General features: G+C 72.6%; 22 protein-coding genes and 2 pseudogenes. 10 read left to right on the top strand and 14 right to left on the bottom strand.

Features of this window, described 5'->3' with window-relative positions:
- Positions 1–46: 46 nt before the first annotated feature.
- On the bottom strand, positions 47–742 hold the full coding sequence (ribA, locus tag WAB15_RS06195; RefSeq protein WP_399150672.1) for a GTP cyclohydrolase II: 696 nt from the start codon (positions 740–742) through the stop codon (positions 47–49).
- A 112-nt stretch (positions 743–854) separates the two neighbouring features.
- On the opposite strand from ribA, the gene WAB15_RS06200 reads away from it, so the two are divergent.
- Both WAB15_RS06200 and WAB15_RS06205 read left to right on the top strand, forming a co-directional pair.
- Positions 855–1,610 (top strand): creatininase family protein, encoded by a 756-nt coding sequence (locus WAB15_RS06200; protein WP_399150673.1) that lies wholly within the window; start codon positions 855–857, stop codon positions 1,608–1,610.
- 1 nt (position 1,611) lies between these two features.
- Positions 1,612–2,274: pseudogene (locus WAB15_RS06205) on the top strand (RibD family protein); the annotation flags it as partial.
- Positions 2,275–2,376: 102 nt separating this feature from the next.
- On the opposite strand, the gene WAB15_RS06210 reads toward WAB15_RS06205, so the two are convergent.
- The 5 genes from WAB15_RS06210 to WAB15_RS06230 form a co-directional block, all read right to left on the bottom strand.
- On the bottom strand, positions 2,377–3,369 hold the full coding sequence (locus WAB15_RS06210; protein ID WP_407285604.1) for a lysylphosphatidylglycerol synthase transmembrane domain-containing protein: 993 nt from the start codon (positions 3,367–3,369) through the stop codon (positions 2,377–2,379).
- Complete coding sequence (locus WAB15_RS06215; protein WP_407285605.1) at positions 3,369–4,238, bottom strand: SAM-dependent methyltransferase; 870 nt, start codon at positions 4,236–4,238, stop codon at positions 3,369–3,371. The genes WAB15_RS06210 and WAB15_RS06215 overlap by 1 nt, the downstream gene beginning before the upstream one ends.
- Positions 4,235–5,356, bottom strand: a complete 1,122-nt coding sequence (locus WAB15_RS06220) for a glycosyltransferase family 4 protein (protein WP_407285606.1) — start codon at positions 5,354–5,356, stop codon at positions 4,235–4,237. The genes WAB15_RS06215 and WAB15_RS06220 overlap by 4 nt, the downstream gene beginning before the upstream one ends.
- Entirely contained in the window at positions 5,353–5,751 is a 399-nt protein-coding gene (locus WAB15_RS06225; protein WP_399150677.1) for a 6-pyruvoyl trahydropterin synthase family protein, read from the bottom strand. The genes WAB15_RS06220 and WAB15_RS06225 overlap by 4 nt, the downstream gene beginning before the upstream one ends.
- An 88-nt stretch (positions 5,752–5,839) precedes the next feature.
- Entirely contained in the window at positions 5,840–6,829 is a 990-nt protein-coding gene (locus WAB15_RS06230; RefSeq protein WP_393493087.1) for a dehydrogenase, read from the bottom strand.
- Between the two features lie 169 nt (positions 6,830–6,998).
- On the opposite strand from WAB15_RS06230, the pseudogene WAB15_RS06235 reads away from it, so the two are divergent.
- The 3 genes and pseudogenes from WAB15_RS06235 to WAB15_RS06245 all read left to right on the top strand — a co-directional run.
- Positions 6,999–7,643: pseudogene (locus WAB15_RS06235) on the top strand (CDP-alcohol phosphatidyltransferase family protein); the annotation flags it as partial.
- Between the two features lie 1,422 nt (positions 7,644–9,065).
- Entirely contained in the window at positions 9,066–10,124 is a 1,059-nt protein-coding gene (locus WAB15_RS06240; RefSeq protein WP_399151061.1) for a nitrous oxide reductase family maturation protein NosD, read from the top strand.
- A 25-nt stretch (positions 10,125–10,149) separates the two neighbouring features.
- Entirely contained in the window at positions 10,150–11,178 is a 1,029-nt protein-coding gene (locus WAB15_RS06245) for a methyltransferase (protein WP_399151062.1), read from the top strand.
- A gap of 130 nt (positions 11,179–11,308) precedes the next feature.
- Here WAB15_RS06245 and WAB15_RS06250 read toward each other — a convergent pair whose 3' ends face one another.
- The 7 genes from WAB15_RS06250 to WAB15_RS06280 are packed head-to-tail and all read right to left on the bottom strand — an operon-like array spanning position 11,309 to position 16,581.
- Positions 11,309–11,641, bottom strand: coding sequence for a TcmI family type II polyketide cyclase (locus WAB15_RS06250; RefSeq protein ID WP_399151063.1), 333 nt, complete (start codon positions 11,639–11,641; stop codon positions 11,309–11,311).
- Positions 11,642–11,697: 56 nt separating this feature from the next.
- Positions 11,698–12,171: an SRPBCC family protein gene (locus WAB15_RS06255; protein WP_399151064.1), complete on the bottom strand. Its 474-nt coding sequence runs from the start codon at positions 12,169–12,171 to the stop codon at positions 11,698–11,700.
- Between the two features lies 1 nt (position 12,172).
- Positions 12,173–12,442, bottom strand: coding sequence for an acyl carrier protein (locus WAB15_RS06260; RefSeq protein WP_399151065.1), 270 nt, complete (start codon positions 12,440–12,442; stop codon positions 12,173–12,175).
- Positions 12,443–12,457: 15 nt separating this feature from the next.
- Positions 12,458–13,708 (bottom strand): ketosynthase chain-length factor, encoded by a 1,251-nt coding sequence (locus tag WAB15_RS06265; protein ID WP_399151066.1) that lies wholly within the window; start codon positions 13,706–13,708, stop codon positions 12,458–12,460.
- Entirely contained in the window at positions 13,705–14,973 is a 1,269-nt protein-coding gene (locus WAB15_RS06270) for a beta-ketoacyl-[acyl-carrier-protein] synthase family protein (RefSeq protein WP_399151067.1), read from the bottom strand. The genes WAB15_RS06265 and WAB15_RS06270 overlap by 4 nt, the downstream gene beginning before the upstream one ends.
- The gene (locus WAB15_RS06275) at positions 14,970–15,404 is read right to left on the bottom strand and encodes a cupin domain-containing protein (RefSeq protein WP_407285607.1); all 435 of its coding nucleotides are present in this window, start codon (positions 15,402–15,404) and stop codon (positions 14,970–14,972) included. The genes WAB15_RS06270 and WAB15_RS06275 overlap by 4 nt, the downstream gene beginning before the upstream one ends.
- Positions 15,405–15,462: 58 nt before the next feature.
- Positions 15,463–16,581: a SchA/CurD-like domain-containing protein gene (locus tag WAB15_RS06280; RefSeq protein WP_407285608.1), complete on the bottom strand. Its 1,119-nt coding sequence runs from the start codon at positions 16,579–16,581 to the stop codon at positions 15,463–15,465.
- A gap of 249 nt (positions 16,582–16,830) precedes the next feature.
- Between WAB15_RS06280 and WAB15_RS06285 the strand changes: the two genes are divergently transcribed.
- Both WAB15_RS06285 and WAB15_RS06290 read left to right on the top strand, forming a co-directional pair.
- Positions 16,831–18,465: an FAD-dependent oxidoreductase gene (locus WAB15_RS06285; RefSeq protein ID WP_407285609.1), complete on the top strand. Its 1,635-nt coding sequence runs from the start codon at positions 16,831–16,833 to the stop codon at positions 18,463–18,465.
- A gap of 499 nt (positions 18,466–18,964) precedes the next feature.
- Positions 18,965–19,453: a glutathione peroxidase gene (locus WAB15_RS06290; RefSeq protein WP_399151071.1), complete on the top strand. Its 489-nt coding sequence runs from the start codon at positions 18,965–18,967 to the stop codon at positions 19,451–19,453.
- A gap of 13 nt (positions 19,454–19,466) precedes the next feature.
- Here the strand turns inward: WAB15_RS06290 and WAB15_RS06295 are convergent, their stop codons facing one another.
- Positions 19,467–19,898 (bottom strand): STAS domain-containing protein, encoded by a 432-nt coding sequence (locus tag WAB15_RS06295; RefSeq protein ID WP_399151072.1) that lies wholly within the window; start codon positions 19,896–19,898, stop codon positions 19,467–19,469.
- A 462-nt stretch (positions 19,899–20,360) separates the two neighbouring features.
- On the opposite strand from WAB15_RS06295, the gene WAB15_RS06300 reads away from it, so the two are divergent.
- From WAB15_RS06300 to WAB15_RS06310, 3 genes are all read left to right on the top strand, one after another.
- Complete coding sequence (locus tag WAB15_RS06300; protein WP_407285610.1) at positions 20,361–21,935, top strand: GAF domain-containing protein; 1,575 nt, start codon at positions 20,361–20,363, stop codon at positions 21,933–21,935.
- 177 nt (positions 21,936–22,112) lie between these two features.
- On the top strand, positions 22,113–24,065 hold the full coding sequence (locus tag WAB15_RS06305) for an ABC transporter ATP-binding protein (RefSeq protein WP_407285611.1): 1,953 nt from the start codon (positions 22,113–22,115) through the stop codon (positions 24,063–24,065).
- Positions 24,066–24,127: 62 nt separating this feature from the next.
- Positions 24,128–24,610: a nuclear transport factor 2 family protein gene (locus tag WAB15_RS06310; RefSeq protein ID WP_399151075.1), complete on the top strand. Its 483-nt coding sequence runs from the start codon at positions 24,128–24,130 to the stop codon at positions 24,608–24,610.
- Positions 24,611–24,648 lie beyond the last annotated feature (38 nt).

A 24,648-nucleotide genomic window follows, 5' to 3' on the forward strand; every position in this document is an offset into this window, starting at 1 on the left:
CGCGACCACGTGTCGCGGGCCCTTCCCGTTCACCTGTCCTGCCGCTTCAGAACAGGCCGTGGATGCCGTCGAGATGCGGCAGGTCGTGGTCGAGGCGCTCGCGTTTGGCGCGCAGATAGCGGATGTTCTCCGCCCGGGGTGCGACCAGCAGCGGGACCTGTTCGGCGACGGCGATGCCATGGCGCAGCAGCGCGGCCCGCTTGCGCGGGTTGTTCGACAGCAGCCGCACGGACCGGACGTCGAGATCCCGCAGGATCTCCGCCGCGACGCGGTACTCACGGGCGTCGACGGGCAGTCCGAGCGCGATGTTCGCCTCGACCGTGTCCAGCCCGTCGTCCTGCAGCTTCATCGCCCGGAGTTTGGCCAGCAGGCCGATTCCCCGCCCCTCGTGGCCCTGGAGATAGACCAGAACGCCGCGCCCGGCCGCCACGATCGCGCGCAGCGCCGCGGCCAGTTGGTCGCCGCATTCGCAGTGTGTGGAGCCGAAGACATCGCCGGTGAGGCACTCCGAATGCACCCGGGTGAGCGTCAGTTCGCCCGCCGCCTCGCCGTAGACCAGCGCCACCTGCTCGATTTCGCCGCGGTGGTCGAGATAGCCGACCGCGCGGAATTCCCCATAGGTGGTGGGCAGCCGGACCTCCACCACCCGTTCCACACCCGCGATTTCACGGCCGGCATTGTCGAGAGCGATACCGAGGTCGGGGCCGAGGCCCGGACCGACATCATCGTCGAGGTCCGTCATGGCGCGATGGTACCCGCGCGGTGAATAGGGCGGCAGGGATTACTCACCCATGCGACAAGTATGCTGCGAGGCCGACTCCCCGGTCAGCCGGCGACGAAAGGCGGCAGTGCCCATGACCGCTTCACCACAACCGTCCCCGGTCACGGCTCTGTTGCCGGCGGACACCACCGAGGACGTGCGGGCGCGGCGCCCCTCGACGGCCGTCCTGCCGGTCGGCAGTTTCGAACAGCACGGCGCCCACCTGCCACTGATCACCGACACCGTCGTCGCCTGCACCATCGCCGGGGAGCTGGCGGCCGCCCACCCCGTCCAGCTGCTGCCGCCGCTGACGGTGTCCTGTTCGCACGAACACGCCGACTGGCCGGGGACCGTCAGCATTTCCGCGCGGACCCTGCACGCGGTCGTCACCGACATCGCCGCATCCCTGCGCCGGTCCGGCATCGGCACCCTGATTCTGGTCAACGGGCACGGCGGAAATTACGTACTGCGCAATGTGGTTCAGGAATCCGCCGGGAGCGGGGTGCGGATGGCGCTGTTCCCCCAGTCGGCCGACTGGGAGGCGGCGCGCGCCCGGGCCGGGGTGCGGACCTCCGCGCACAGCGATATGCATGCGGGAGAGGTCGAGACGTCCATCCTCCTGCACGCCCACCCCGAACTGGTCAAGGACGGCTATGAATCGGCGGATTGCACCGCCGATGACCGAAAGCATCTGCTGACGCTCGGAATGTCGGCCTATACCGCCTCCGGAGTCATCGGCCGCCCGTCGCTCGCCTCGGCCCGCAAAGGCCGGGAATTGCTGACCGGACTGGTCGAGGCATTCGGCGAATACGCCGCGCTCTTGGGGGCACCGGCGGAAGGCGGGCGGTGAGATGGCGGCCGAGGGGAGGTCCGAGGCGCTGGACGCCACGGCGGCATGGGAGCGGCTGCTGCGGATCCGTACGGCCGCCGATGCCCGGACCGCCGGGCTGGTGGCGGACGGCGACGACGGGTGGCGGTGGGGGGCGCCGGCCTCGCCCGAGGCGGTCGAGCTCGCCGATCGCTATCTGCCGCTCTGCCTGGCCGGTCCGCGGATCGGGTTCGCACAGCTCGGACAGAGTCTGGACGGCTTCATCGCGACCCGTACCGGCGACGCCGACTACGTCACCGGCGCGGAGGACCGCCGCCATCTGCACCGGCTGCGCGCACTGGCCGACGCGGTGGTGGTGGGGGCGGGCACGGCCGTGGCGGACGATCCGCGGCTGACCGTACGCGCCTGTGCGGGCGAGCATCCGGTACGGGTGGTGCTCGACCCGAAGGGCCGGGTGCCGGTGCACAGCGGGGTGTTCACCGATGGTGCGGCGCCGACGCTGTGGCTGCTCGGGCCGGGCGCCGGCCCCGCGGCCCGGGGAGCCCTGGGCGACGGGGTCGATGTCCTTCGGCTGCCGGACGCGGACGCCTTCGGCCCGGAGCGGCTGCTGGCGGTGCTGGCGCGGCGTGGGCTGGGCCGGGTGCTGATCGAGGGCGGCGGCGTCACCGTCTCGCGTTTCGTGCGGGCGCGGGCGCTGGACCGGCTGTACCTCACCGTCGCGCCGGTCCTGCTCGGCGACGGCGTCCCCGGTCTGCGGTTCCCCGGTACGCCGGTGATGCGCGAGGCGCTACGTCCGCCGCTGCGGCGCGCCCTGCTCGGCGAGGACACGCTCTTCGAGCTCGAACTGCGGGCGGCGGCCGACGCGCGCTCCGGCCGCCCACCGCACGAGCAGGACCAGGGCGCCGGGCAGGCTCGCGGCGAAGGCGAGCACTCCGTAGACCACGGAGGCGGTGAGTCCCTGCGCGGCGCCCAGTCCGGCGGCGCCGAACGCCCAGGCGGCGGCGCCCTCTCGGGGGCCCCAGCCGCCGATGTTGACCGGCAGCGCCATCGCGAGCAGCGCTAGCACCACCAGCGGCACCAGCTCGGCGGTGGGGGCATCGACCCCGGCGACACGGGCCGCCAGGACGAACATCGTGAGGTAGCCCGCGAGGACCGCCACCGACGACAGCGCGACACCGGGCCATACCGCGCGGGACGGCAGGCCCTGGCGCGCCTCGGCCCGTTCGGTGTGCCCGGTGCGCCGGCGCAGGCACCACCATCCGGCGGCCGCCAGGGCCACCGCGCACAGGGCGGCGGCGGGCAGTGCGACGCCGGGCGAGGCGAGGGCGTGGGCGAGGGCGGAGGAGACCGGCGAGGGCCGCACGAGCAGCACCGCGGCACCGCAGACGAGCAACACCAGCTGGCCCGCGGCGCGTTCCAGTATCACCGCGCGCACCCCGCGGCCGAGGTCGCCCGCGCCGCCGCGGTGCCCGACGGCGCGGTGGACATCGCCCAGCACACCGCCGGGCAGCACCGCGTTGAGGAACAGTGCCCGGTAGTAGTCCGCGACGGCTCGGCCCAGCGGCAGCCGCAGGCCCAGGCCGCGGGCCACCAGGCACCAGCGCCAGGCGCTGAGGACCGTGGTCAGCAGGCCGATGGCCAGGGCGGCCAGCAGGGTGCCGGCGTCGATCCGGCGCAGCCCGGCCAGGAAGGCGGCCGAGCCCAGATGCCACACCAGCGCCACCAGCACGCCCGCGCCCACCAGCAGCCTCAGCCACGACACCCAGCCGGACCGCCGCATCACACGCCCCCGGACGGCGGACCGGGCAGCGCCAGCAGATCGGTGTGGTGCACCGTGACGCCCAACTCCCCCGCCGCGCACTGGTCCAGTCTCCGGCGCAGATACTCGACGGCCCGGGGCCCGAGCGACGGCCGCTGGGCCTGCGCGGCACCGACCCAGCCGCGCAGCCATTCGGCGATCAGCGTGCACTCGGCGCTCCCCAGCCGCCACGGACTGGACCGCAGCACCACCGTCGCACCCCGTCGCTCGAACGCGGCGACCGCCGCCGCGACCGCGTCCGGACCGAGCAGGCGACGGCCCTGGTCGGCGCGGCGCTGATGGTCGTTGAAGGCGGCGGCCAGCTCGGCGTCGAGCGGCTCCTGCGGGGTCAGTTCGACCCGTCCGGCGACGGAGAGCGCCAGCAGTGCGGGGCACCCGGCGCTCGTGCAGGCCTCGGCGAGCGCCTCGACCTCGTCGAGGGTGAGCAGATCGAGCAGCGCCGAGGCGGAGACCAGTGACGTACCGGCGAGGTCCGCGGCGCTGAGGGCGGTCAGATCGCCGTGCTCGGTCGCGATCTGAACGGGTGTTCCGTCGGCGGCCGTTGAGGGCATCCGCGAGCCGGCGTGGGCGAGCAGCGCCGGGTCGTGGTCGTGCAGGGTCCACCGCTGCGGACCGGGCAGCCGGACGGCGAGCCAGCGCGCCATCGAGCCGGTGCCGGAGCCGAGATCGCGGATCACCAGGCCGGGTGGGCGCCCCGGCCGCTCGGCCGCGGCCTGCGCGAGCCACGTACGCAACGGGCGCAGCAGCTCGGGCGCACGGGACACGGCGTCGGCGCGTTCGCGCAACTCCAGCCAGTCGGCGGCGAACCGGGCGCTTCCCACGGCGTTCAACGCGCCCTCCGGGGTTCCTGCCGAAGCCGTTCCAGCGCTCCGGCCAGACTCTGCGACGTCATCTCCCACTCCTCCAGCATGGCACGCCGGCCGCGTGCCGCTCTCTTGAGCCGGTGGCGCAGCCGCGGATCGCCGAGCCATCGGCGCAGCGCGTCGGCGAGTTCCACCGGGCTTTTGGACGGTATGAGCAGGCCGGGCAGGCTGCCGTCGGGGGCCCGCCCGAGGGCCTCCGGTACGCCGTCGACCGCCGTGGCCAGCACCGGAATGCCGCGGGCCAGCGCCTCGGTGACGACCATGCCATAGGGCTCGGCGTACGAGGTGAGCACCAGCAGGTCGGCGGCGGCATAGCGGGCGGCCAGCTCCGCTCCGGCCAGTGGACCGGTGAAGTCGACCCGGTCGGCGATGCCCAACTCCTCGGCGTTGCCGGGCAGTTGCCGGGCGTAGTCGAGGTCGCCGCCGGGCCCGCCGACGAACGCGCAGCTCCAGGGCAGGTCGGAGACGGCCGCGAGGGCGTCGAGCAGCCGGCGCTGTCCCTTGCGCGGGGTGAGCGAGGCGACGCAGAGCAGCGCGCCGGCCCCGTCCGTGCCGGGCGCGAGCGGCGCGGGATCGACCCCCGGCCGGGCGACGTGGATCCGCGCCGCGGCCGGCCCGTGGTGCGCGACGAGCCGGCGGGCGGCCCACTCACTGGTGGCCACCACGGCCCCCGCGGCTCGCAGGGTGCGGCGTTCGCGGGCCTCCAGCTCGGCCGCCGTGCCGGGGTCGAGTCCGGTCTCGTCCCCCAGCGGCAGATGCATCAGCACACAGAGCCGCAGCCGTTCGGCCTCGGGGGCGAGGACCTCGGGGACGCCGCCGGCGACCAGCCCGTCGAGCAGGACCACGGCGCCGTCCGGCAGGGCCGCCAGCCGGCCCGCCAGCCCCGCACGGGCCGCCCCGTCCGGCTGCGGCCAGCTGCCGGGCATGGCGTACGGGCGCACCCGCCACCCCTGTGCCGGGAGGTCGCGGCACACCCGCCGGTCGTAGACGTTGCCCCCGCTGGGCTTCGCCGGATCATCGACGCCACCGGGCAGGACGAAGTGCACCACCCGCTCCGACGCCCCGTCGGCGCCGGTCCGCGTCACAGCGTGCGCTCGTACGTCGCCCAGGCGATATGCGATTCATGCAGGGTGACCGATATACCGGCGAGCTCGCGGGCGCCCTCGCCGAGGTTGCCGGCGTGCACACGGTCGGCGAGCCGGTCGGCGATGACCTTGGCCAGGGCCTCCGTCGAGGTGTTGATCCCGGCGAAGGCGGGTTCGTCGTCGAGGTTTCGGTAGTTCAACTCGGCGACCACCTGGCCGAGTTCCTGGGTGGCCAGGCCGATGTCGACGACGATGTTGTCGGCGTCGAGAGCCTCGCGGCGGAAGGTGGCGTCCACGATGAAGGTCGCGCCGTGCAGACGCTGGGCGGGTCCGAAGACCGCGCCGCGGAAGCTGTGCGCGACCATGAGGTGATCGCGGACGGTGATGCTGAACACGGGCGTTCCTCCGGTGTGATGTCGGTCTCATGGATGGCCGCGGTGACGGTGCTGCCGCGGGGCGGTCGCGGCGTGCCGCGCCCGTGCTCTAGGAGGCGCCCGGAGGCGCGTAGCGGATGCGGTGGCACAGCGCCGCGAGGTCGCCGGAGGCGAGCCGGGGCAGCACCGAGGGCAGCTCCTCGAAGGCGGACTCCCCGGTGATCAGTGCGTCGAAGGCGGGGTCGGCGAGCAGGTCGAGGGCGAGGGCGAGCCGGTCGGCGAAGGTGCGACGGGCGCGCCGCGCCGAGGAGACGGCACCCACCTGGCTGCTGCGGACGACCAGCCGGCGGGAGTGGAAGGCCTCCCCCAGGGGCAGGCTGACCCGCCGGTCGCCGTACCAGCTCAGCTCGATGACGGTGCCCTCCGGGGCGAGCAGTTCGAGGGAGCGCGCCAGCCCCTCCTCGCTCGCGCTGGCGTGCACGACGAGATCGCAGTCGCCCAGCGCGTCGTCGGGCAGCGCGAAGTCGACACCGAGTGCTTCGGCGGTGGTGGCACGCGCCGGGTCGGCGTCGACCAACTGCAGCCGGACGGCCGGGTAGCGGGCGAGCAGGGCGGCGACGCTGCACCCGACCATGCCCGCGCCGACCACCGCGATCCGGTCGCCGACCAGCGGCGCGGCGTCCCACAGGGCGTTCACCGCGGTCTCCACGGTGCCCGCCAGCACGGCGCGGGCGGCGGGCACGGCGTCCGGTACGGGGGTGACGGCGTGCGCCGGGACGACGTAGTGCGTCTGGTGCGGGGCGAGGCAGAAGACCGTACGGCCGCGCAGCGCGGGCGGCCCCTCCTCGACGACGCCGACGTTGAGATAGCCATACTTGACCGGTGCGGGGAAGTCGCCTTCCTGGAACGGTGCGCGCATGGCGCCGTACTGGCTCTCGGGGACGCCGCCGCGGAAGACCAGGGTCTCGGTCCCGCGGCTCACTCCGGAGTACAGGGTCCGCACGAGCACTTCATCGGAACCGGGCTCCGGCAACGGCACCGGCCGGAGCTCGCCCCGGCCCGGAGCGCTTAGCCAAAACGCACAAGCGACGCGCGGCATCGGGATCCTCCTGGACGCTCCGTCGTGGGGTCGTTGATGCTGGGGATCATGAGGACGCCGTCACCATACGCGGCGCCCATGGACTGCGCCACAAGTCGCGGGAGGCATGGTGGCTGTTGTGAAAGAGCGCCACGGCACAAGGCGGTTGGAGCAGGACACCACGGCCGGAATGGGGCTGCAGCTGCTGGTGCTCGTGGTGCTCTGCCGGGCGGTCGGCCTGGGTACCGCGGGGTGGCTGACGGGTGCCGTCTTCGCCGTGGGCAGCTGGGCCGTACTCACTCTGGCGCTGCGCCGGTCATGGACGGGGTCGTTCGGCCCCGCCAACCGCGTCACCCTGGCCCGGACCATCCTCGTCGGCGGGGTGACGGCGCTGGTCGCGGACTCCTTCGACGGACGGGCACCGGTCAGGGTGCTGATCGCGCTGGCCACCGTCGCGCTGCTGCTGGACGCCGTGGACGGACAGGTCGCCCGGCGCACCGGAACGGCGTCCCCGCTGGGAGCCCGCTTCGACATGGAGGTCGACGCCTTCCTCATCCTGGTCCTCTGCGTCTACCTCGCGGTGCCGCTGGGCGCCTGGGTGCTGAGCATCGGCCTGATGCGGTACGCCTTCGTCGCGGCGTCCTGGGCGATGCCGTGGCTCGGCGGCGACCTGCCGCACAGCATGGCCCGTAAGACCGTGGCGGCGCTCCAGGGAATCGTGCTGGTCGTGGCGGGCGCCGGGATCATGCCGCGGGCGTCGGCGGCGGCCGCGGTGGCCGTGGCGCTGGCACTGCTCGTGTGGTCGTTCGGGCGGGACGTGTGGTGGCTGTGGCGGGTCCGCCCCGACGGACCGGTCCGACGTCCTCCCGCGCACTACGTCCCCGCGTGCCGCCCCAGGTACACGACGAGCACCAGGAAGACCAGCACGAGATTCGTGACGACGACGAAGATCAGCGCCCGGCGCCAGAGGCTGTCCCGGGGCGGCCGGTGCACCAGCACCGTGCCGGACGGCCGAGCGAGCCGGGCCCCGGGACGCACCGCGGTGCGGTGGACCCCGCGGCGCGGCGAGGAGTAGCGGCGGGCGACGCGCTCCGGGCAACTACGGGCGTGCCCACGGGCCGTACGAAGCGGCCCGCGCCCCGGCGCACGGCCCCGACAAGGAGGCGTGGCACCGGGCCCGGAGCGCGTGGGTATGCAGGTCCGTGACCGGACCGCCCGCCAGGACGGCGTTCCCTTGCGCCTCGGCACCACGCATGACCTCCGCGCTCCGACCGGCCGGCCGTCACGTCGTCTGTTGAATTGCGGAATTCTAGCTTGTCGCTGCGCTTTGCTCGCCTCCCACGTTGTCGGCTGTCCCGCCGTGGGGTTTCGCGTGGTTCGCCTGCGGCGGGCCCCTCCGCTGCGCTTTGCTGCGGCCGACGTGTTCGACTTACGCGCCGTGACGCCTGCGGCGGGCGGGGTCCGCTGCGCGGGGCTGTTCGGCTGCCGGTGACAGGCCGGAGGGGTAGGGGTGTGGGACTGCTGCGCTTTACGTCCCACACCCCTACCCCTCCGGCCCGCCCCCTCCCGTTGGGGGTGGGAGAAGACCGTGGGGGTGGGCGTAGTCCCGTACGCGCGGGCAGTGGACGAATTACGCACGCCCCCACCGGTCATTTCCCACCCACCCACGGGAGGGGGCGGACCGCAGGACGAAGTCCGGAGGGCCGCACCCGCTGCCGAAAACGCCCCGCGCAGCGGCAACCGGCCCGCCGCAGGCGCAACGGCGAGCAACCACCACGGCGCCGCAGCCGACAACGTGGGAGGCGGGCCAAAGCGCAGCGGACCGGCGAATGGGTGATCAAGCCGCCCCCCGGTATCGTCCGGCAGGCCCCGCGCGTTGGACTGCCATGACCGTCTTCCGCGTCCGACCGTGGTTTCTGCCGACCAGCCTTGTGGCGTTCCTCACCGAGGTGTGGCCGGACGGGCAGACTGACGGGCCGTCGGACGCCGGATCCGGCGATCCGTTAGAGGGCGGCGCCGACGGGACGCCCGCTACCCGGTCAGCTGATTCAGGGACGACCGAATGCCTTCCGTGCTCCGGGGCGGCCGACGGCGGCGGCGAGCACTCCGGCAAGCACCCTGACCGGCCCTGACGAGCCGCCGCGCGGGCGGCCGGGCAGCGGAGTTGACCGCGCGTCGAAAGCCGGCCGGCGCACACACCGTGGCCATCGGGTTACCACATGTGGCGAGCGGTGGTGATCGCCCATAGCTTCGCTTCATGGCGCTTCGACAGATGAAATACATGGGCTGCGTCGCAGCGGTGATGGCCGGCGGACTGGGCGCGGGCGCCCCCTGCGACGGCGGGCGGCATGTGGTCCGTCCGGGCGATTCGATCCAGCGGGCGGTGGACAGGGCACGGCCGGGTGACACCGTCGTCATCAAGCCCGGGATCTACCAGGAGAGCGTACTGATCAACAAGTCCCGGCTGCGCCTCGTCGGAGCGGGCGAGAAGACGGTGATCAAGCCGGGCGGGAAGCGCGCGGAGAACGCCTGCGGGCAGGAGGGCAACGGCATCTGCGTCATCGGCAGCAAGGGCCACCCGCTGCACGACGTCCACATCCGTTCGCTGACCGTCGCCGACTTCAAGCGGAACGGCATCTGGGCCTCCGGCACCGAACGGCTGACCGTATCCGGCGTGACCTCGCGGAAGAACCGCGTGTGGGGCATCGCCACGGAGAAGTCCACCGCCAGCCTGATCAGGGACAACAAGGTCATCGGCAACGGCGACTCCGGCATCTTCGTCGCGAACACGGTCAAGGAGGAGGGCGGGGCCACCGACACCCGGGGCACGGCCATCTTCCAGAACCTCATGACGGACAACCGGATCGGCGTCACCGTCCGGCGCGTGCGGAACCTGACGGTCAGCCACAACACGATGACCGGGAACTGCGGCGGAGCGTTCATCGTCGGCGACGAGTCACGCCCCAGGGCGGGTGCCCTGACCGTGCGGAACAACGAGATCACCAAGAACAACAAGTACTGCCCCGCCAACCCCCGCCTACCGTTCATCCAGGGCTCCGGCATCGTCCTCACCGGCACCGAGGAGGCGAAGGTGGTCCACAACCTCATCCGGGACAACGCCGGCAAGTCCCCGCTCTCCGGCGGCGTCGTGCTCTTCCACAGCTTCGTCAAGGCCCTCAACGAGCGCAATGTCATCGGCGACAACGAGGTGCTGGGCAACAAGCCGGTGGACCTGGCCAACCGGGACACCGAAGGCCGGGGAAACGAGTTCCACGGCAACAAGTGCCGGACCTCGGAGCCGGCCCGTCTGTGCTGACTTCACACGGGAGAATTGAGGCGGAATGAGCACCGTAAGTCCCACCCCCCAGCCGGCCATGCGGCTGCGCGAGCTGGTCTTCGGAGCCGCGTGCGCGGCGGCCGTACGGGCCGCGGCCAAGCTCGGCGTCGCCGACGCCCTCGGCGAGCGGCCCGCCACGGCGCAGGAGCTGGCCACCGCGGTGCGGGCCGAGCCGCGGCCGCTGGAGCGGCTGCTGCGCACACTGACCTGCTACGGCATCTTCGAGGAGACCGCGGACGGGACGTACGCCCACACCGAGATGTCCCGGCTGCTGCGCGAGGACACCCCCAACAGCCTGCGCTATATCTCCCTGTGGTGCACCGAGCCCTGGACCTGGGACGCCTGGCCCCGGCTCGACGAGGCGGTGCGCTCGGGCGGCAGCGTCTTCGGCGACCTGTACGGCAAGGGCTTCTTCGACTACCTCCATGAGGACGCGCCGGACTCCGCCGAGGTCTTCGACCGGGCCATGACCACCTCCAGCAAGCAGTCGGCCGAGGACCTCGCGGCGCTGCTCGACCTGTCCGGGGCGTCGTCGGTGGCGGACATCGGCGGCGGCCAGGGGCATGTGCTCGCCAGCCTGCTGGAGAAGTACCCCGCGATGCAGGGCACGCTGCTGGACCTGCCCACGGTGGTGGCGAACCCGGACCCCCGGCTCCGGGAGGGCGGCGCGCTCGCCCCGCGGGTACGGATCGTGCCCGGCGACTGCCGCGACGACATCCCGGTGCAGGCCGATGTCTACATCGTCAAGAACATCCTGGAGTGGGACGACGACAGCACCCGCCGGACGCTGCGCAACGTCGTCGACGCCGCCCGCCCCGGCGCCCGTGTGGTGATCATCGAGAACCTCGTCGACGACAGCCCCTCGATGAAGTTCACCACCGCCATGGACCTGCTGCTGCTCCTGAACGTCGGCGGTGCCAAGCACACCAAGGAGAGCCTGGTCGGCCGGATGTCGGCGGCCGGACTGAAGGTCGGCGACATCACGCCCGTCAACCCCTATCTGCACGCCTTCGAGTGCACCGTCCCCGCGTGACGCGGACCGCGGTATGAACGAGCCCGTGAACGGCAGGCCGCCCGGCGAGGAGAAGCCTCCTCGCCGGGCGGCCCCGCCCGTTCCCGGGCGGGTGCGGGCACCGGGGGATCGCCCCGGCTCCGCCTGCGCGTCAGCCGCGGCCGTCGCGCTCCCAGCGATAGAACTCGTGGGCCATCGCGTCCTTGGGGCTGCGCCAGGTCTCCGGGTCGTACGCGCTGACGTAGGCCGACAGCTTGTCGCTCACCGCACGGAACTCGGGGTGCTCGGTGACCTTGGCGATCTCCGGTCCGGGCGGCCGGTCGGATTCGATGAGGTGCAGATACACCTCACCGAACTGGAAGAGGGTCCGCCGCGAGACGCCGACCAGGTGGGGCAGCTCCGTACGGTCGGAGGCCTCGAAGACCTCGGCGATGTCCGGAGCGGAACCGGGTGCCATACGAGCGACGATCAGAGCGTGGTGCATCGGGGAGATCCCTTCGTTGCCGCCGGGTGGCGGTCCGGACACGGCCCGGCGGGCGGTCAGTTGACGGCGGTGGAACGCAGCTCGCGGTCCCGCTGCTCGATCTTGTCCCGGATGAGTTCCAGCTGGATCCGGGAGTTGCGGTTGATGAGCTCGGTCATCCCCTTGTCGTCGACCGGGGCCTGCGGCTTCATCGCGAAGTCCTGGGTCCAGTGCATCGACGTACCGCCCGGGATCTCGGAGTACTTCCAGTGGATGTCCATGTGCTCGAAGGGGCCGGTCTCCACTCGGCGGGCGCGGACGCTGCGGCCCCTGCGGTCCATGACCCGCTCGGAGACCCAGCTCCAGATGGTCCCGTTGTCGTCCGGGTGCATCGTCAGCCGGAAGGTGGTCTTGTCGCCCTCCCTGGACAGCACCTCGACCGAGGCGTACTCGCTGAACAGCTGGGGCCAGTTCTCGATGTCGTTGGTGATGTCCCAGACGAGGTCGAGGGGCGCGGCGATGGTGATGTCGTTCTCGGTGTGGCCGGGCATGTCAGGCTCCTGTCGTAGACACTTTGTCTTTGTCGGTGTTGACCAGGGCGAGGAAGTCGCGCGGCGTCTTGCAGCGCTCCGCGTCGGTCGGCATCGGCCGGCCGTGCCGGTTCTCCAGTTCGCCCACGATGCCGAGGAGGCCGAGCGAGTCGAGGCCGAACTCGGCGAAGGACAGATCGGCGCGGCTGGCCAGGTCCTTCGGGTCGACGGTGAGGCCGGCGGCCGACTTCATCAGCGATGCCAGCTCGTCGAGGGTCAGTTGAGCGGTCATGTGGGGTTCTCCTTCTCACGAGGGGGACGTGGGGGCGTGCCGCAGCACCATCGCCGCGTTCGACCCCATCAGCCCCCGGCTCAGCACCAGCGCCGTCCGCAGCTCGGCGGGGCGGGCCCGGCCGATCACCACGTCGAGGTCGTGGCAGACGTCGACGACGTTGGGCGTGGGCGGCACCACACCGTTCTCCATGGCGAGCACCGCGGCCGCGATGTCCAGGACGGGTGCCCCGCAGTACGCCCGCCCGATGCCGGTCTTGGGCGCGGTCACCGGAACCTGCCCGGTACGCCGGCCAAGGGCGTCCGCGAGGGCCAGCGCCTCGGCCCGGTCGGCCGAGGGGACACCGAGCGCGTCCGCGAACACCACGTCGATCTCCTCCGGGGCGCAGCGCGCGTCCTCCAGTGCGCCGCGGATCGCGTGGGCGAGCCCGTCGCGGGACTCCTCCCACCGCGAGGCACCGGTGAAGGTCGCGGCGTGCCCGGAGAGCACGGCCCGGACGGTCGCCCCGCGGCTCCCGGCGGCCCTCTCCTCCTCGATGACCAGCATCGCGCCGCCCTCGGCGGGCACGAATCCGCAGGCTCCGTCGGTGAACGGGCGGTAGGCGCGGTCCGGGTCGTCGAGCCTGCTCAGATCGTCGTAGCCGAGCTGGCAGACGACCGAGTAGGGGGCCAGCGGCGCCTCGGCGGCGCCCACGACGACGGCGTCGGTGCCGCGCCGGATGGTGCGGCAGGCGTGCGCCAGGGCGTCCAGGCCGCCCGCCTCGTCGCTGGCCACGACTCCGCAGGGCCCCTTGAAGCCGCCGCGGATGGAGATCTGTCCGGTGCTGGCCGCGTAGAACCAGGCGATGGACTGGTACGGGCCCACGTGCCGGGAGCCCTGGCCCCAGAGCCGTTGCAGCTCCCGTTGGCCGAACTCGCCGCCGCCCGATCCGGCGGCCGTGACGACCCCCACCGCGAACGGCGAGTGCTGGTAGTCGGCGCGGCCGAGGCGGGCGTCGTCCAGCGCGAGGTTGGCCGCCGCCATGGCGAAGTGCGTGAACCGGTCGGTCTGGACGAGGTAGCGCTCCTCGATCAGTTCCGCCGGGTCGAAGCCGCGGACCTCGCCGGCGACCTTGAGCGGCAGGTGCTCGCACCCTTCGCGGGTCACCCGGTCCAGGACGCTGATGCCCTCGATGGTCGCCTTCCAGAAGGCCTCGGTGCTCACCCCGTTGGGGGCGATGACGCCGATGCCGGTGACGACGGAACGTCGTTCCTTAGGGGAGCTCATCGTGCCCTCCCGCCCTGTCGGGTCAGTACGACCGCTGACTGGAATCCGCCGAAGCCGCTGCCGACCGAGAGCACCGAACGCAGCGGCAGCTCCCGCGCCGTCCGGGGCACATAGTCGAGGTCGCACTCCGGGTCCGGGGTCTCGTAGTTGGCCGTCGGCGGCACGACCTGGTGGGTCAGTGCCAGCACACAGGCGACGATCTCGATGGCGCCGATCGCGCCGAGCGAGTGCCCCACCATGGATTTGATGGAGCTCATCGGCACCTTGTAGGCGTGCTTGCCCAGCGACCGCTTGACCGCGGCGGTCTCGTGCCGGTCGTTCTGCTGGGTGCCGGAGCCGTGTGCGTTGACGTAGTCGACCTGGGTGGCGTCGATCCTGGCGTGACCGAGCGCGCGGTTGATGGCCTCGGCCATCTCCAGGCCCTCCTGGGTGAGGCCGGTCATGTGGTACGCGTTGCCGAAGGTGGCGTAGCCGCGTATCTCGCAGTGGATGGTCGCACCGCGGGCGCGGGCGTGTTCCAGCTCCTCCAGGACGAGTACGGCGCCGCCCTCCCCCATGACGAATCCGTCGCGGTGGGCGTCGAACGGCCGTGAGGCGTGGGCGGGGTCGTCGTTGTTGGCGGAGGTCGCCTTGATGGCGTCGAAGCAGGCCACGGTGATCGGGGAGATCGGCGAGTCCGACGCGCCGGCGATGCACACGTCGACCCGGCCCTCCTCGATGGAGTGGAAGGCGTACCCGATCGCGTCGAGGCCGGAGGTGCAGCCGGTGGAGACGGTCTGCACCGGGCCGTGCGCACCGACCTGTTCGGCCACTTCGGAGGCGAGCGAACTGGGGGAGAACGCCCGCTCCAGATAGCGGCCGGCCGGCCGGTGGTCGACGTCCCACCGCTGCCCGTGCTCGCTGACGGCGACATAGTCGTGCTCCAGGCGCGTGGTGCCGCCGACCGCGGTGCCCAGGGACACCCCGATGCGCCAGGGGTCCTCCTTCTCGGTGTCCAGGCCGGCGTCGCGCAGCGCCTCGGCGGCGGCGACCCTCGCGAACTGGATGTACCGGTCCGAGCGGGCGATCTGATCCGCACTCAGCCCGTGGACCTCGGGATCGAAGTCGCACTCGGCGGCGATGCGCGAGCGGAAGCCCTCCGGGTCGAAGAGCGTGATGCCCCGGGTCGCCGTACGCCCGGCGGACAGCAGGTCCCAGAAGGCGGGTATGCCCACGCCGCCCGGGGCCACGATGCCGACGCCGGTGACCGCCACACGGCGGGTCATGACACCGGCTCCGTTCGTTCGGGTGGCACGGCCGGCGTGCTGTCCTCCGCGGCCTCGGTGTCGACGTGGCCGAGCTCGGGGCGCGGTGCCAGCGGGCCGAGGTGGAAGACCATCCGGGCCTCCACTTCCCCCACGTTGCGGAACCGGTGCCGCATATAAGGGGGAATCAGCAGGCCCTGGTCCGGGCGCAGCGAGTAGGACTCCCCGTCCAGGTCCACTTCGAGGGCGCCCTGGACGACGTACACGAACTCCTCGGAGTACGGGTGGTAGTGCTCGCCGATGCGCTCGCCGGGCTGGACGAGTGCCATGCCCATGAAGCCGCTCGTGGCGCCCACCGCGCTGGGTGTCAGCATGGCGCGCAGATCACCTCCGCGCCGGCGGTTGGGCTTGGTCTCGCTGAGGTCCACGATGCGTGGGCGGTCCGTGGTCATGGCTGATTCCTCCAGTGGGCGTGAGGCCGTCGGTTGAGAGGGGTGGGATCTGCTGCGGTCAGGCGTCCGGGGCCCGGCGATCGGTGATCAGTGCCATGTCGGAGCGCGTCAGGAAGCGTGCGAGCTCACGGTCGTCGGACAGCCCCCCGGCCGCATCGGTGTCGAGGAGGCGCCGCAGCACGGCGATCTTGCGGGGGCCGCGCACGCCGAGCGACAGCACGGGGTCGCTGTCGATGGGGATCCGCAGGTCGATCAGCCGGACGACGATGTCGTCGCGCTGGAAGATGGTGCTGCCGGCGATCGGGCTCGCCGCGTCGTCGGCGGCCAGCTCGTCCTGGCGGGCCAGCATCCTGGCCAGCACCATGCCGCACCCCTCCCTGGCGGGGTAGAGCAGCGCATGGCGTCGTACGTCCTCGGGCCGGCTGCCGTGTGCCGCGACGTGGTGCACGGCGGGCAGCGCGGCGCGGGTGAAGAACACCCGGGCGGAGTTGGGGTCGCTGAGGTCGCGGTCCTGCTCCAGGTACGGGTTGATGGCCTCCTCGACGGCCCGGACCTCGGGCTGCCGGGAGACGTGGCGCAGTGCCGCGACGAGGTCGCCCTGCACCTCGACGGCTCGTACGACGCGGTTGCCGTGCATGAACAGGGAGGTGCGGCGCAGCCGGGTGGTGTCGTCGACCCGGGCCTCCGGGGAGGTGTAGCCGGCGAGGATCTCGGCGACCTTGTCCTCGCTGCCGGGCTTCACGGTGAAGGTCAGCGCGTGCCGGACCACTCCGTCGCCGACGCGGGGGTTGGCCTGCAGCCGGCCTTTGGGGGGCTCGGGGGTGAGCGTGGCGATGTTGGAGGTCTCGCGCAGGACGCTGAAACGCAGCGAGCGGGTGTCGCGGACGCAGCTGTGCAGCGGCTGGACCATCTTGACGTGTTCCTCGCTGTTGACCCAGGTGAGGAACGGCGCCGCGCTCTCCCACTCACTGGTGATCAGCCACTGCGAGGGGTTCTCGATGGACTGGCACAGCTGGTCGGTCATGTGCCCGGGGACCGACGCGACCTGGTTGCGCAGGTGCTCGTAGGCTTCCAGGAAGCGCTGCTGGGCTCCCTCGTGGAGGTCCAGGAGCAGTACGACCCGGAGGCGGGAGCCGTCGAAGGCCGACTGGGATATTCGTTCCGAGAGCGTTGTCATCGTCTACGCATCTCCTTCGGGGCCCGATGGCCCCTGTGGTGCGTCGTCAGTTCCGGTGCGATCCGGATGACTGAGCCGGATGGTGGGCGGCTGCCCGGGTGGCCCGGGGCGTCCCGGATTCGATCGTGGCGGGGAGCGTCCGGTGGCGCGAGATCTGTGAGCCATGCAGGTGAATCCTGATCGAACACGGCCACATCCGGGCATTCGTGCTCCATCTGCCCTCAATGCGCCCATGGAGCTGGAGCACGAATGAACCCCACCGTTGAAGACCGGGTCCCGGTACTCATCGTGGGCGGGTCCCTGGTGGGCCTGTCCGCGTCGTTGTTCCTGGGACGCCTGGGTGTGCGGCACCTGCTGGTCGAGAAGCACGCGGACACCTCACGCCACCCGCGCGGGCGGGGGAACAACGTCCGCACGATGGAGCTGTACCGGGTCGCCGGAGCGGAGCAGCCGATCCGGGAGGCCGCGTCGGTCCTGGCCGCCAACCACGGCATCCTGCAGGCCCCTTCGCTCACCGGCGAGGAGCAGGAGTGGCTGTTCAAGGAGATCGACCCGGGCGGCGGGCTGGCCCGGTTCAGTCCGTCCGCCTGGTGTCTGTGCAGCCAGAACGACCTCGAACCCGTACTGGTGCGCTGCGCCCGCGAGCACGGCGGAGCGCTGCGGTTCTCCACCGAGCTGGTCTCCTTCGAGCAGGACGCGCAGGGGGTGACCGCGGTCCTGAGGAACCGGGAGACCGGCGAGCGGAGCACCGTGCAGGCGGACTACCTGATCGCGGCCGACGGGCCGCGCAGCCCGGTCCGCGAGCGGCTGGGCATCGGCCAGACGGGGCCCGGCGACCTGTTCCACAACGTGAGCATCACCTTCCGCGCCCCGGCGCTGGCGGACGTGGTGGGCGACCGGCACTTCATCGCCTGCTACCTGACCAACCCCGAGGCCGACGGGGCGCTGCTGCCGGTGGACAACCGGGCGGAGTGGGTCTTCCACGCCCCCTGGCACCCCGACCAGGGCGAAACCCTGGAGGACTTCACCGACGAGCGGTGCATCGACCACATCCGCCGGGCGACCGGCGCCCTGGACCTGGACGTGGAGATCACCGGCAAGGCCCCCTGGCACGCCGCCGAGCGGGTCGCCGAGCGCTATGCGGCCGGCCGGGTCTTCCTCGCCGGTGACTCGGCCCACGAGATGTCCCCCACCGGGGCGTTCGGCTCCAACACCGGCATCCAGGACGCCCACAACCTCGCCTGGAAGCTCGCGGCCGTCCTGAGCGGCTCGGCGGGCCCCGACCTGCTGGCGACGTACGAGGCGGAGCGGCAGCCGGTGGCCCGCGAGACGAGCGCGCGCGCCTCGGCCCGGTCCGCCGAGCACAGCCACCCCGGGTACGTTCCGGCGCCCGGGGCGGGCGGTGGCCGGCAGCGCGGCGTGCTCACCGTCGCCCTCGGCTACTGCTATCCCCAGGGCGCGGTCGTCGGCGCCGACCCCGAGCTCCCGGTGGTTCCCGAGCAGCTGCGGCTGACCGGCGAGCCGGGCACCCGCGCCCCGCACATGTGGCTGCGCGCGGGCGGCGAGCGCCGCTCGACCCTGGACCTCTACGAGCGGTCCTTCGTGCTGCTGTCCGGCTCCGACGGCGACATGTGGCGCACCGCGGCCAAGGGCGCCGTCCAGCGCTTCGCGGTGGCGCTGGACTGCTATCTGATCGGCACCGAGCCGGACGACGACCTGGCCCCGGAGGAGGGCGTCGACTGGGCAGAGAGGCACGGCACGACACCCGAGGGCGCGGTGCTGGTGCGCCCCGACGGCTTCGTGGCGTGGCGCGCGGAGGGTCGGGTGGCCGACCCCGAGGCGGCGCTGGCGCAGGTCTTCGCGTCGCTGCTCGGCAGGGACTGACCGCGCGGGCCGCCCGCGCGCCCGGCCCGGTCCGTACGGCACGGCACGCGCGGCACGGGCCGGGACGTGAGGCGCACGGGACGGGTGAGGACCGAGGGGCCGGCGGGATCTCCGCCGGCCCCTCGGTGCCGGGAACGTATCTTCTGTTCGTCATCACCGAAGGGGCTTCTGCGGACACCCCCGGCCGCGTCCCGCAACTCGGTGGCCGATTTCCGGTTGAGTCCGGGCATGGACGCCAAGAAGCCCTCCTCGCACCCCTTTCAGCGCATCTCCCTCCCCCACCAGATGCCGCCGCTGCCACCGCCCGCTCCCCAGGCGCGGCGCCTCACGGAGGAGGGGACACCGATCTTCGACCAGCTCCTCAAGGAGTGGCGCTCCGGCGCGCTGCGTCCGGTCGTGTCATGGCCGACGGACGATCCCGGGAAGATCAGGGCGGGCGCCGCTGTTGGGAGCGATGATGGCCGTCCCTATCCGCGGAACCGCGACGAGGAGCATAACCGTGAGCCTGTACGACATCCCGCTGCGCACCCTGACCGGTGAGCCCGCTTCGCTCGCCGACTATCGGGGCAAGGCCCTGCTGGTGGTCAATGTGGCGTCCAAGTGCGGGCTGACCCCGCAGTATTCGGGCCTGGAGCGGCTCCAGCAGCGCTTCGGGGACCGTGGCTTCAGCGTGCTGGGCTTCCCCAGCAACCAGTTCGCCGGCCAGGAGCCGGGCAGCGCCGAGGAGATCGCCACGTTCTGCTCGGCGACGTACGGCGTCAGCTTCCCGCTGTTCGAGAAGACCGACGTCAACGGCGCGGACCGGCATCCGCTGTACGCGGCGCTGACCGGCACCGAGGACGCCGAGGGGGCGGCGGGCGATGTGCAGTGGAACTTCGAGAAGTTCCTGATCGACACCGAGGGCGAAGTGGCGGGCCGCTTCCGGCCGCGCACGGAGCCGGAGGCCGAGGAGCTCCTCGCCGCCATCGAGGCGGCCCTGCCGGCCTGAGCCGGGCGGGCCCTCAGGCCACGGCGATGTCGGTGGCCCCGGCGGATCCGGCGACCGGGTCCTGGTCGGCGGCTTCGGAGGCCACGGCCTCCTGCGCGAGCGCCTCGCCGGAGACGCTCTCGAAGTCGCCGGTCAGCCCGGTCATCCGCAGCAGCCGGGCGACGCTGCCACCCTCGACGACGCCGGTCAGCCGCAGCCGGCCGCCCCGCTGCCGGGTTCGGTGGCGGGCGCGGCTGAGCAGCGACAGCCCGGCGCAGTCGATGAAGGTCACCCCGCGCAGATCGACCACGAGGTCCACGCCGTCGCCGCGGGTGATGCCGTCCAGCCGCTCGGACAGCACGGAGACGGCGAGGATGTCCAGGTCACCGCGGAGTTCGAGCACGGTCGTGCCGCCCGCCGCGATGCGCGGGCCCACAAGTCTCGGGTAGTGCGGAGCATCGTTCATCGGCCCGACCCACTTTCGTGCCGGGGGCGCGGGGTGACCACGCGCTCCCAGCGGAGTTGTACGGAAGGTGTGGGGGCGCCCGGCACGATCCGGGCGGGTCGGCCCGTTCCCGGGTCGTCGATGGTGCGGTGGCGTAGCGCTGGTGCCGCTACGTTTCTGCAGCTGCGCCCATGGTTGTCTACGGCTTACCCGTCGACCGCCGCCCTCAAGTCCCGGCGTACGCCACATCCGCAGGTTGTCTCAAAGTCGCCCCTTGCGCGCGGGGCCGAGATACGTCACCCGCGTCCGACGCCCCGGCGCGAGCGCGAAGCCGGCCCGGCACCACCCGGGTCGTCGGCCACCGGCCGCCTCCCGCGCGCCACTACAGGCGCAGTGGTCACAGCAGGCGAGGCCGACACAGGGAACCCATCGGCTCGCATCAGCATCTTCAGGGCAAATAGACTGTCCAAACCGCCCGGAAGAGTGAGGTGTGTCCTGAAGTCGCCCGACTCGGCGGCCGACCGTTCCGCCGATGCCGCAGCCGATCTCGCCGACCGCACCGCGCAGAGCCTGCGCGAGCTGGCCGGCGGGCCGATCTCCCGGCTTCCGCAGCTCCTGGAGGCGATGGCGGCGATCGGCGCCGACCATGATCTGCACCGCTCGCTGGCCCACATCGCCGAGACCGCCGCCGCCCTCACCGGCGCGCGCTACGCCGCCGTCGGCATCCGCAACAAGGACGGCGACGGACCGACCGAGGACCTCATCACCCACGGCGTCGCCCCCTCCCCTGAGGGCCCGGACAGCCCGCCCGGCCATGACGTCCTCAGCGTGCCCATCACCTTCCACGGCGAGACCTTCGGCGCCCTGTACGTCGCGGACCGGCGCGACGGCGAGAGCGGGGAGGGCCCCGCGGAACCCGCCGCGCCGGGCGGCCCGGGGTTCACGGACGCGGACCTCCACCTGGTGCGGGTGCTGGCCACCGAGGCCGGTATCGCGATGGGCAACGCCCGGATGCACGCCGCCGCCCGGCAGCGCACCCGCTGGATCGACGGCGCCGCCTCCGTCACCACGGCCCTGCTGGCCGGCCCCGAGACCCGCTCGACGACCGGGAACGCCCTCACCGTCGTCGCGGAGAAGGGCCGCGAGCTCGCCGAGGCGGCCACCGGAGCGGTGCTGCTGCCGCACGCCGAGGGCGGTATGGAGGTCGTGGCGATCTCCACCGAGCTGTCCGACGCCGTACGGACCGAGGCGTACCGCGGCAGGATCCCGCCGGAGAGCCCGGTCGTGCACCGGATAGACGCCGGGCTCGCGGTCTTCGCCGACGACTTCGCCACCGATCCCCGTTCGATCTCCCCGCTGTCGCGCCACTACGGCCCGACGATGCTGCTGCCGCTGCGCAGCAACGGACGGGTGCTGGGCGCCCTCGCGCTGTGCCGGGTGCCGGGCGACCGTCCCTTCAGCCAGACCGAGCGCACCCTGGGCACCCAGTTCGCCGCCCAGGCCGCGCTGGCGCTGGTCCTCGCCGACCGGCACCGCGACCGCGAACGGCTCGCCGTCTACGAGGACCGCGACCGTATCGCCCGCGATCTGCACGACCTGGTGATCCAGCGGCTGTTCGCCACCGGGATGCTGTTGGAGAGCGCCCAGCGCAAGGCCGTGGTGCCGGAGGTGCGGGAGGGGGTCGGCCAGGCGGTCGACGAGCTGGACGCGACGATCCAGGAGATCCGTACGGCGATCATCGCGCTGCAGCAGGGGCCGTCCCAGGCGCCGCCGGGGCTGCGCACCCGCATCCTGCGGGAGGCCGGCGCGGCGGCCGAAGCGCTCGGCAGCCGCCCGTCCGTGCAGTTCACGGGCCCGGTCGAGGCCCGGGTCGACGACGCCTGCGGCCGCGAGCTGCTGACCGCGCTGCGCGCCACCCTGACGGCGGCCCGGCCGACGCGGCTGGAGATCGTCGTGGATGCCGCCGCCACCCTGCCCGACGGCCGGGCCGCCGTACGCCTGACGGTGGCCGCCCCCGACACCGCCGACGGGCCCACGGTCTGGGAGCGCCCCCTCTAGAGCCGTGCCGCCGAGCGACCGGTCCGATGACGACTTTCGGGCTCCGCCGGGGACGTGAAGAGTGAACCGCGGGGAATCCCTTGACCTCAATTTTGGTTGAGGTTCTAGGTTTCTTTCTGTCGCCGGTCACGCACGGCGATCCCGTGACGACGACCCCGGCACTCTTGGAGGCCACCCATGGACATGGAAGTCACCGCCTGGCATTCGCTGCACAGCACGATGACCGCACAGCAGGGCCGGCGCCGGTTCTCGCGCGGGACGCTGCGCCGGATCACGGCGTTCGCCCGGCCGCACCGGCGGCACCTGCTGTGGTTCCTCGTACTGAGCACGGTGACCGCGATGCTCGCGGTGGCCACCCCGCTGCTGGCGGGCCGGGTGGTGGACGCGATCGTGGGCGGCGACTCCTCCGCCCTGGTCGTCGGGCTGTCCGGGCTGATCGCCGTGATCGCCGTCGCGGAGGCGGGCCTGGGGCTGCTGACCCGCTGGCTGTCGGCGAGCATCGGCGAGGGGCTGATCCTGGATCTGCGGACGACCGTGTACGACCACGTCCAGCGGATGCCCATCGCCTTCTTCACCCGCACCCGGACCGGTGCGCTGGTCAGCCGGCTGAACAACGATGTGATCGGGGCTCAGCGAGCCTTCAGCGACACCCTGTCGGGGGTCGTCAGCAACATCGTGACGCTGCTGCTCACCCTCGCCGTGATGCTCACCCTGTCCTGGCAGATCACCCTGATCGCGCTGGTGCTGCTGCCGGTGTTCGTGCTGCCCGCCCGGCGGGTCGGCCGGCGGCTGGCGGATCTGCGCCGGGAGGGCGCCGACCACAACGCGGCGATGGGGACGCAGATGACCGAGCGGTTCTCCGCGCCGGGCGCCACGCTCGTCAAGCTCATGGGCCGCCCGTCCCAGGAGTCCGCGGAGTTCGCCACCCGGGCCCGCCGAGTGCGGGACATCGGCGTCCGCTCGGCCATGGTCCAGACGTACTTCGTCACCGCGCTCACCCTGGTCTCCGCGCTGGCGCTGGCCGTCGTCTACGGCCTGGGCGGGTTCCTGGCGCTGCGCGGTCAGCTGGAGGCGGGCGCGATCGTCTCCCTGGCCCTGCTGCTCACCCGGCTCTACGCCCCGCTGACCGCGCTCTCCGGGGCCCACATCGAGGTGATGAGCGCGCTGGTCAGCTTCGAGCGGGTCTTCGAGGTGCTCGACCTCAAGCCGCTGATCACCGAGCAGCCGGACGCCCGTCCGGTGCCGGAGGGCCCGGTATCGGTGGAGTTCGACTCGGTGCGCTTCGGCTACCCGTCCGCCGACAAGGTCTCGCTGGCCTCCCTGGAGGAGGTCGCCACCCTCGACACCCGCGGCGGCGAAGAGGTCCTGCACGACATCTCCTTCCGCGCCGAACCGGGCCAGATGGTCGCCCTGGTCGGCTCCTCGGGCGCCGGCAAGTCGACCGTGGCCCAGCTCCTGCCGCGGCTGTACGACACCGATGCCGGCGCGGTCCGGCTGTCCGGGGTGGACGTCCGCGAGCTGACCGCCGCCTCGCTGCGCGACACCCTCGGCATGGTCACCCAGGACGGGCACCTCTTCCATGACTCCATCCGCGAGAACCTGCTGCTGGCCAGGCCCGAGGCCACCGAGGACGAGCTGTGGGACGCGCTGCGCCGGGCCCGGCTGCGGGAGCTGATCGCCGGGCTCCCCGACGGCCTGGACACCGTCGTCGGCGAGCGCGGCTACCGGCTCTCCGGCGGCGAGCGGCAGCGGCTGACCATCGCCCGGCTGCTGCTGGCCCACCCCAGGGTGGTGATCCTGGACGAGGCCACCGCCCACCTGGACAACACCTCCGAGGCGGCGGTGCAAGAGGCCCTCACCGAGGCGCTGGAAGGCCGTACGGCGCTGGTCATCGCGCATCGGCTGTCGACCGTACGGGCCGCCGACCTGATCCTGGTCGTCGAGGGCGGGCGGATCGTCGAGCGCGGTACGCACGCGACGCTGCTGGCGGCGGACGGACGGTATGCGGAGCTGTACCGGACGCAGTTCACCGACTCGACCGCCGAGCGCGCGGCCGAGCCGCGGACCCCGGAGGTCGCGGGCACGGATGCCGGCCGGGACCCCTTCGCCGAGTCGGCACTGGTGAACTGACCCCCGCACCGGAAGGCCCCCACCTCTTGGCGGGGGCCTTCGGCATGCCGAAAACTGAGGAGATGACGCAGCGCGCGGAACACTCCACGGTCATGGACCGTCTCGCCATCGACGAGCTGGTCACGGGCTATGCGATCGCCGTGGACGACGGCGACTGGCCGGGCTATCTGGCCCTCTTCACGCCGGACGGCCGGGCCGACTACCGCTCCGCGGGCGGCATCGAGGGCGGCATCGAGGAGGTCGCGGCCTGGCTCGCCGAGATGCTGCGGCACTTCGCCATACGGCAGCATCTGATCGTCAACCGCCGTATCACCCTGGCGAGAACGGACGGCGCGCCGGGCGACAGCGCGACCGTCCGGGCCGACTACCTCAATCCGATGCGGCTCGCCGGATCCGCGACGGACACCGGAGGTGGCGCCACCGCCCCCAATTACACCTGCGCCGGCCGCTACGACTTCACCGTCCGCCGCACCACGGACGGCTGGCGGCTGACCGGGGTCGTGGTGCACGAGAAGTGGCGGGAGGTACGCGCCCAGGACGGCTGACGCCCGGCTGCCGGACGCCGTGCGGTGGTGAATCGGCC

Source organism: Streptomyces sirii (assembly GCF_045690365.1).
Classification (GTDB): domain Bacteria; phylum Actinomycetota; class Actinomycetes; order Streptomycetales; family Streptomycetaceae; genus Streptomyces; species Streptomyces sirii.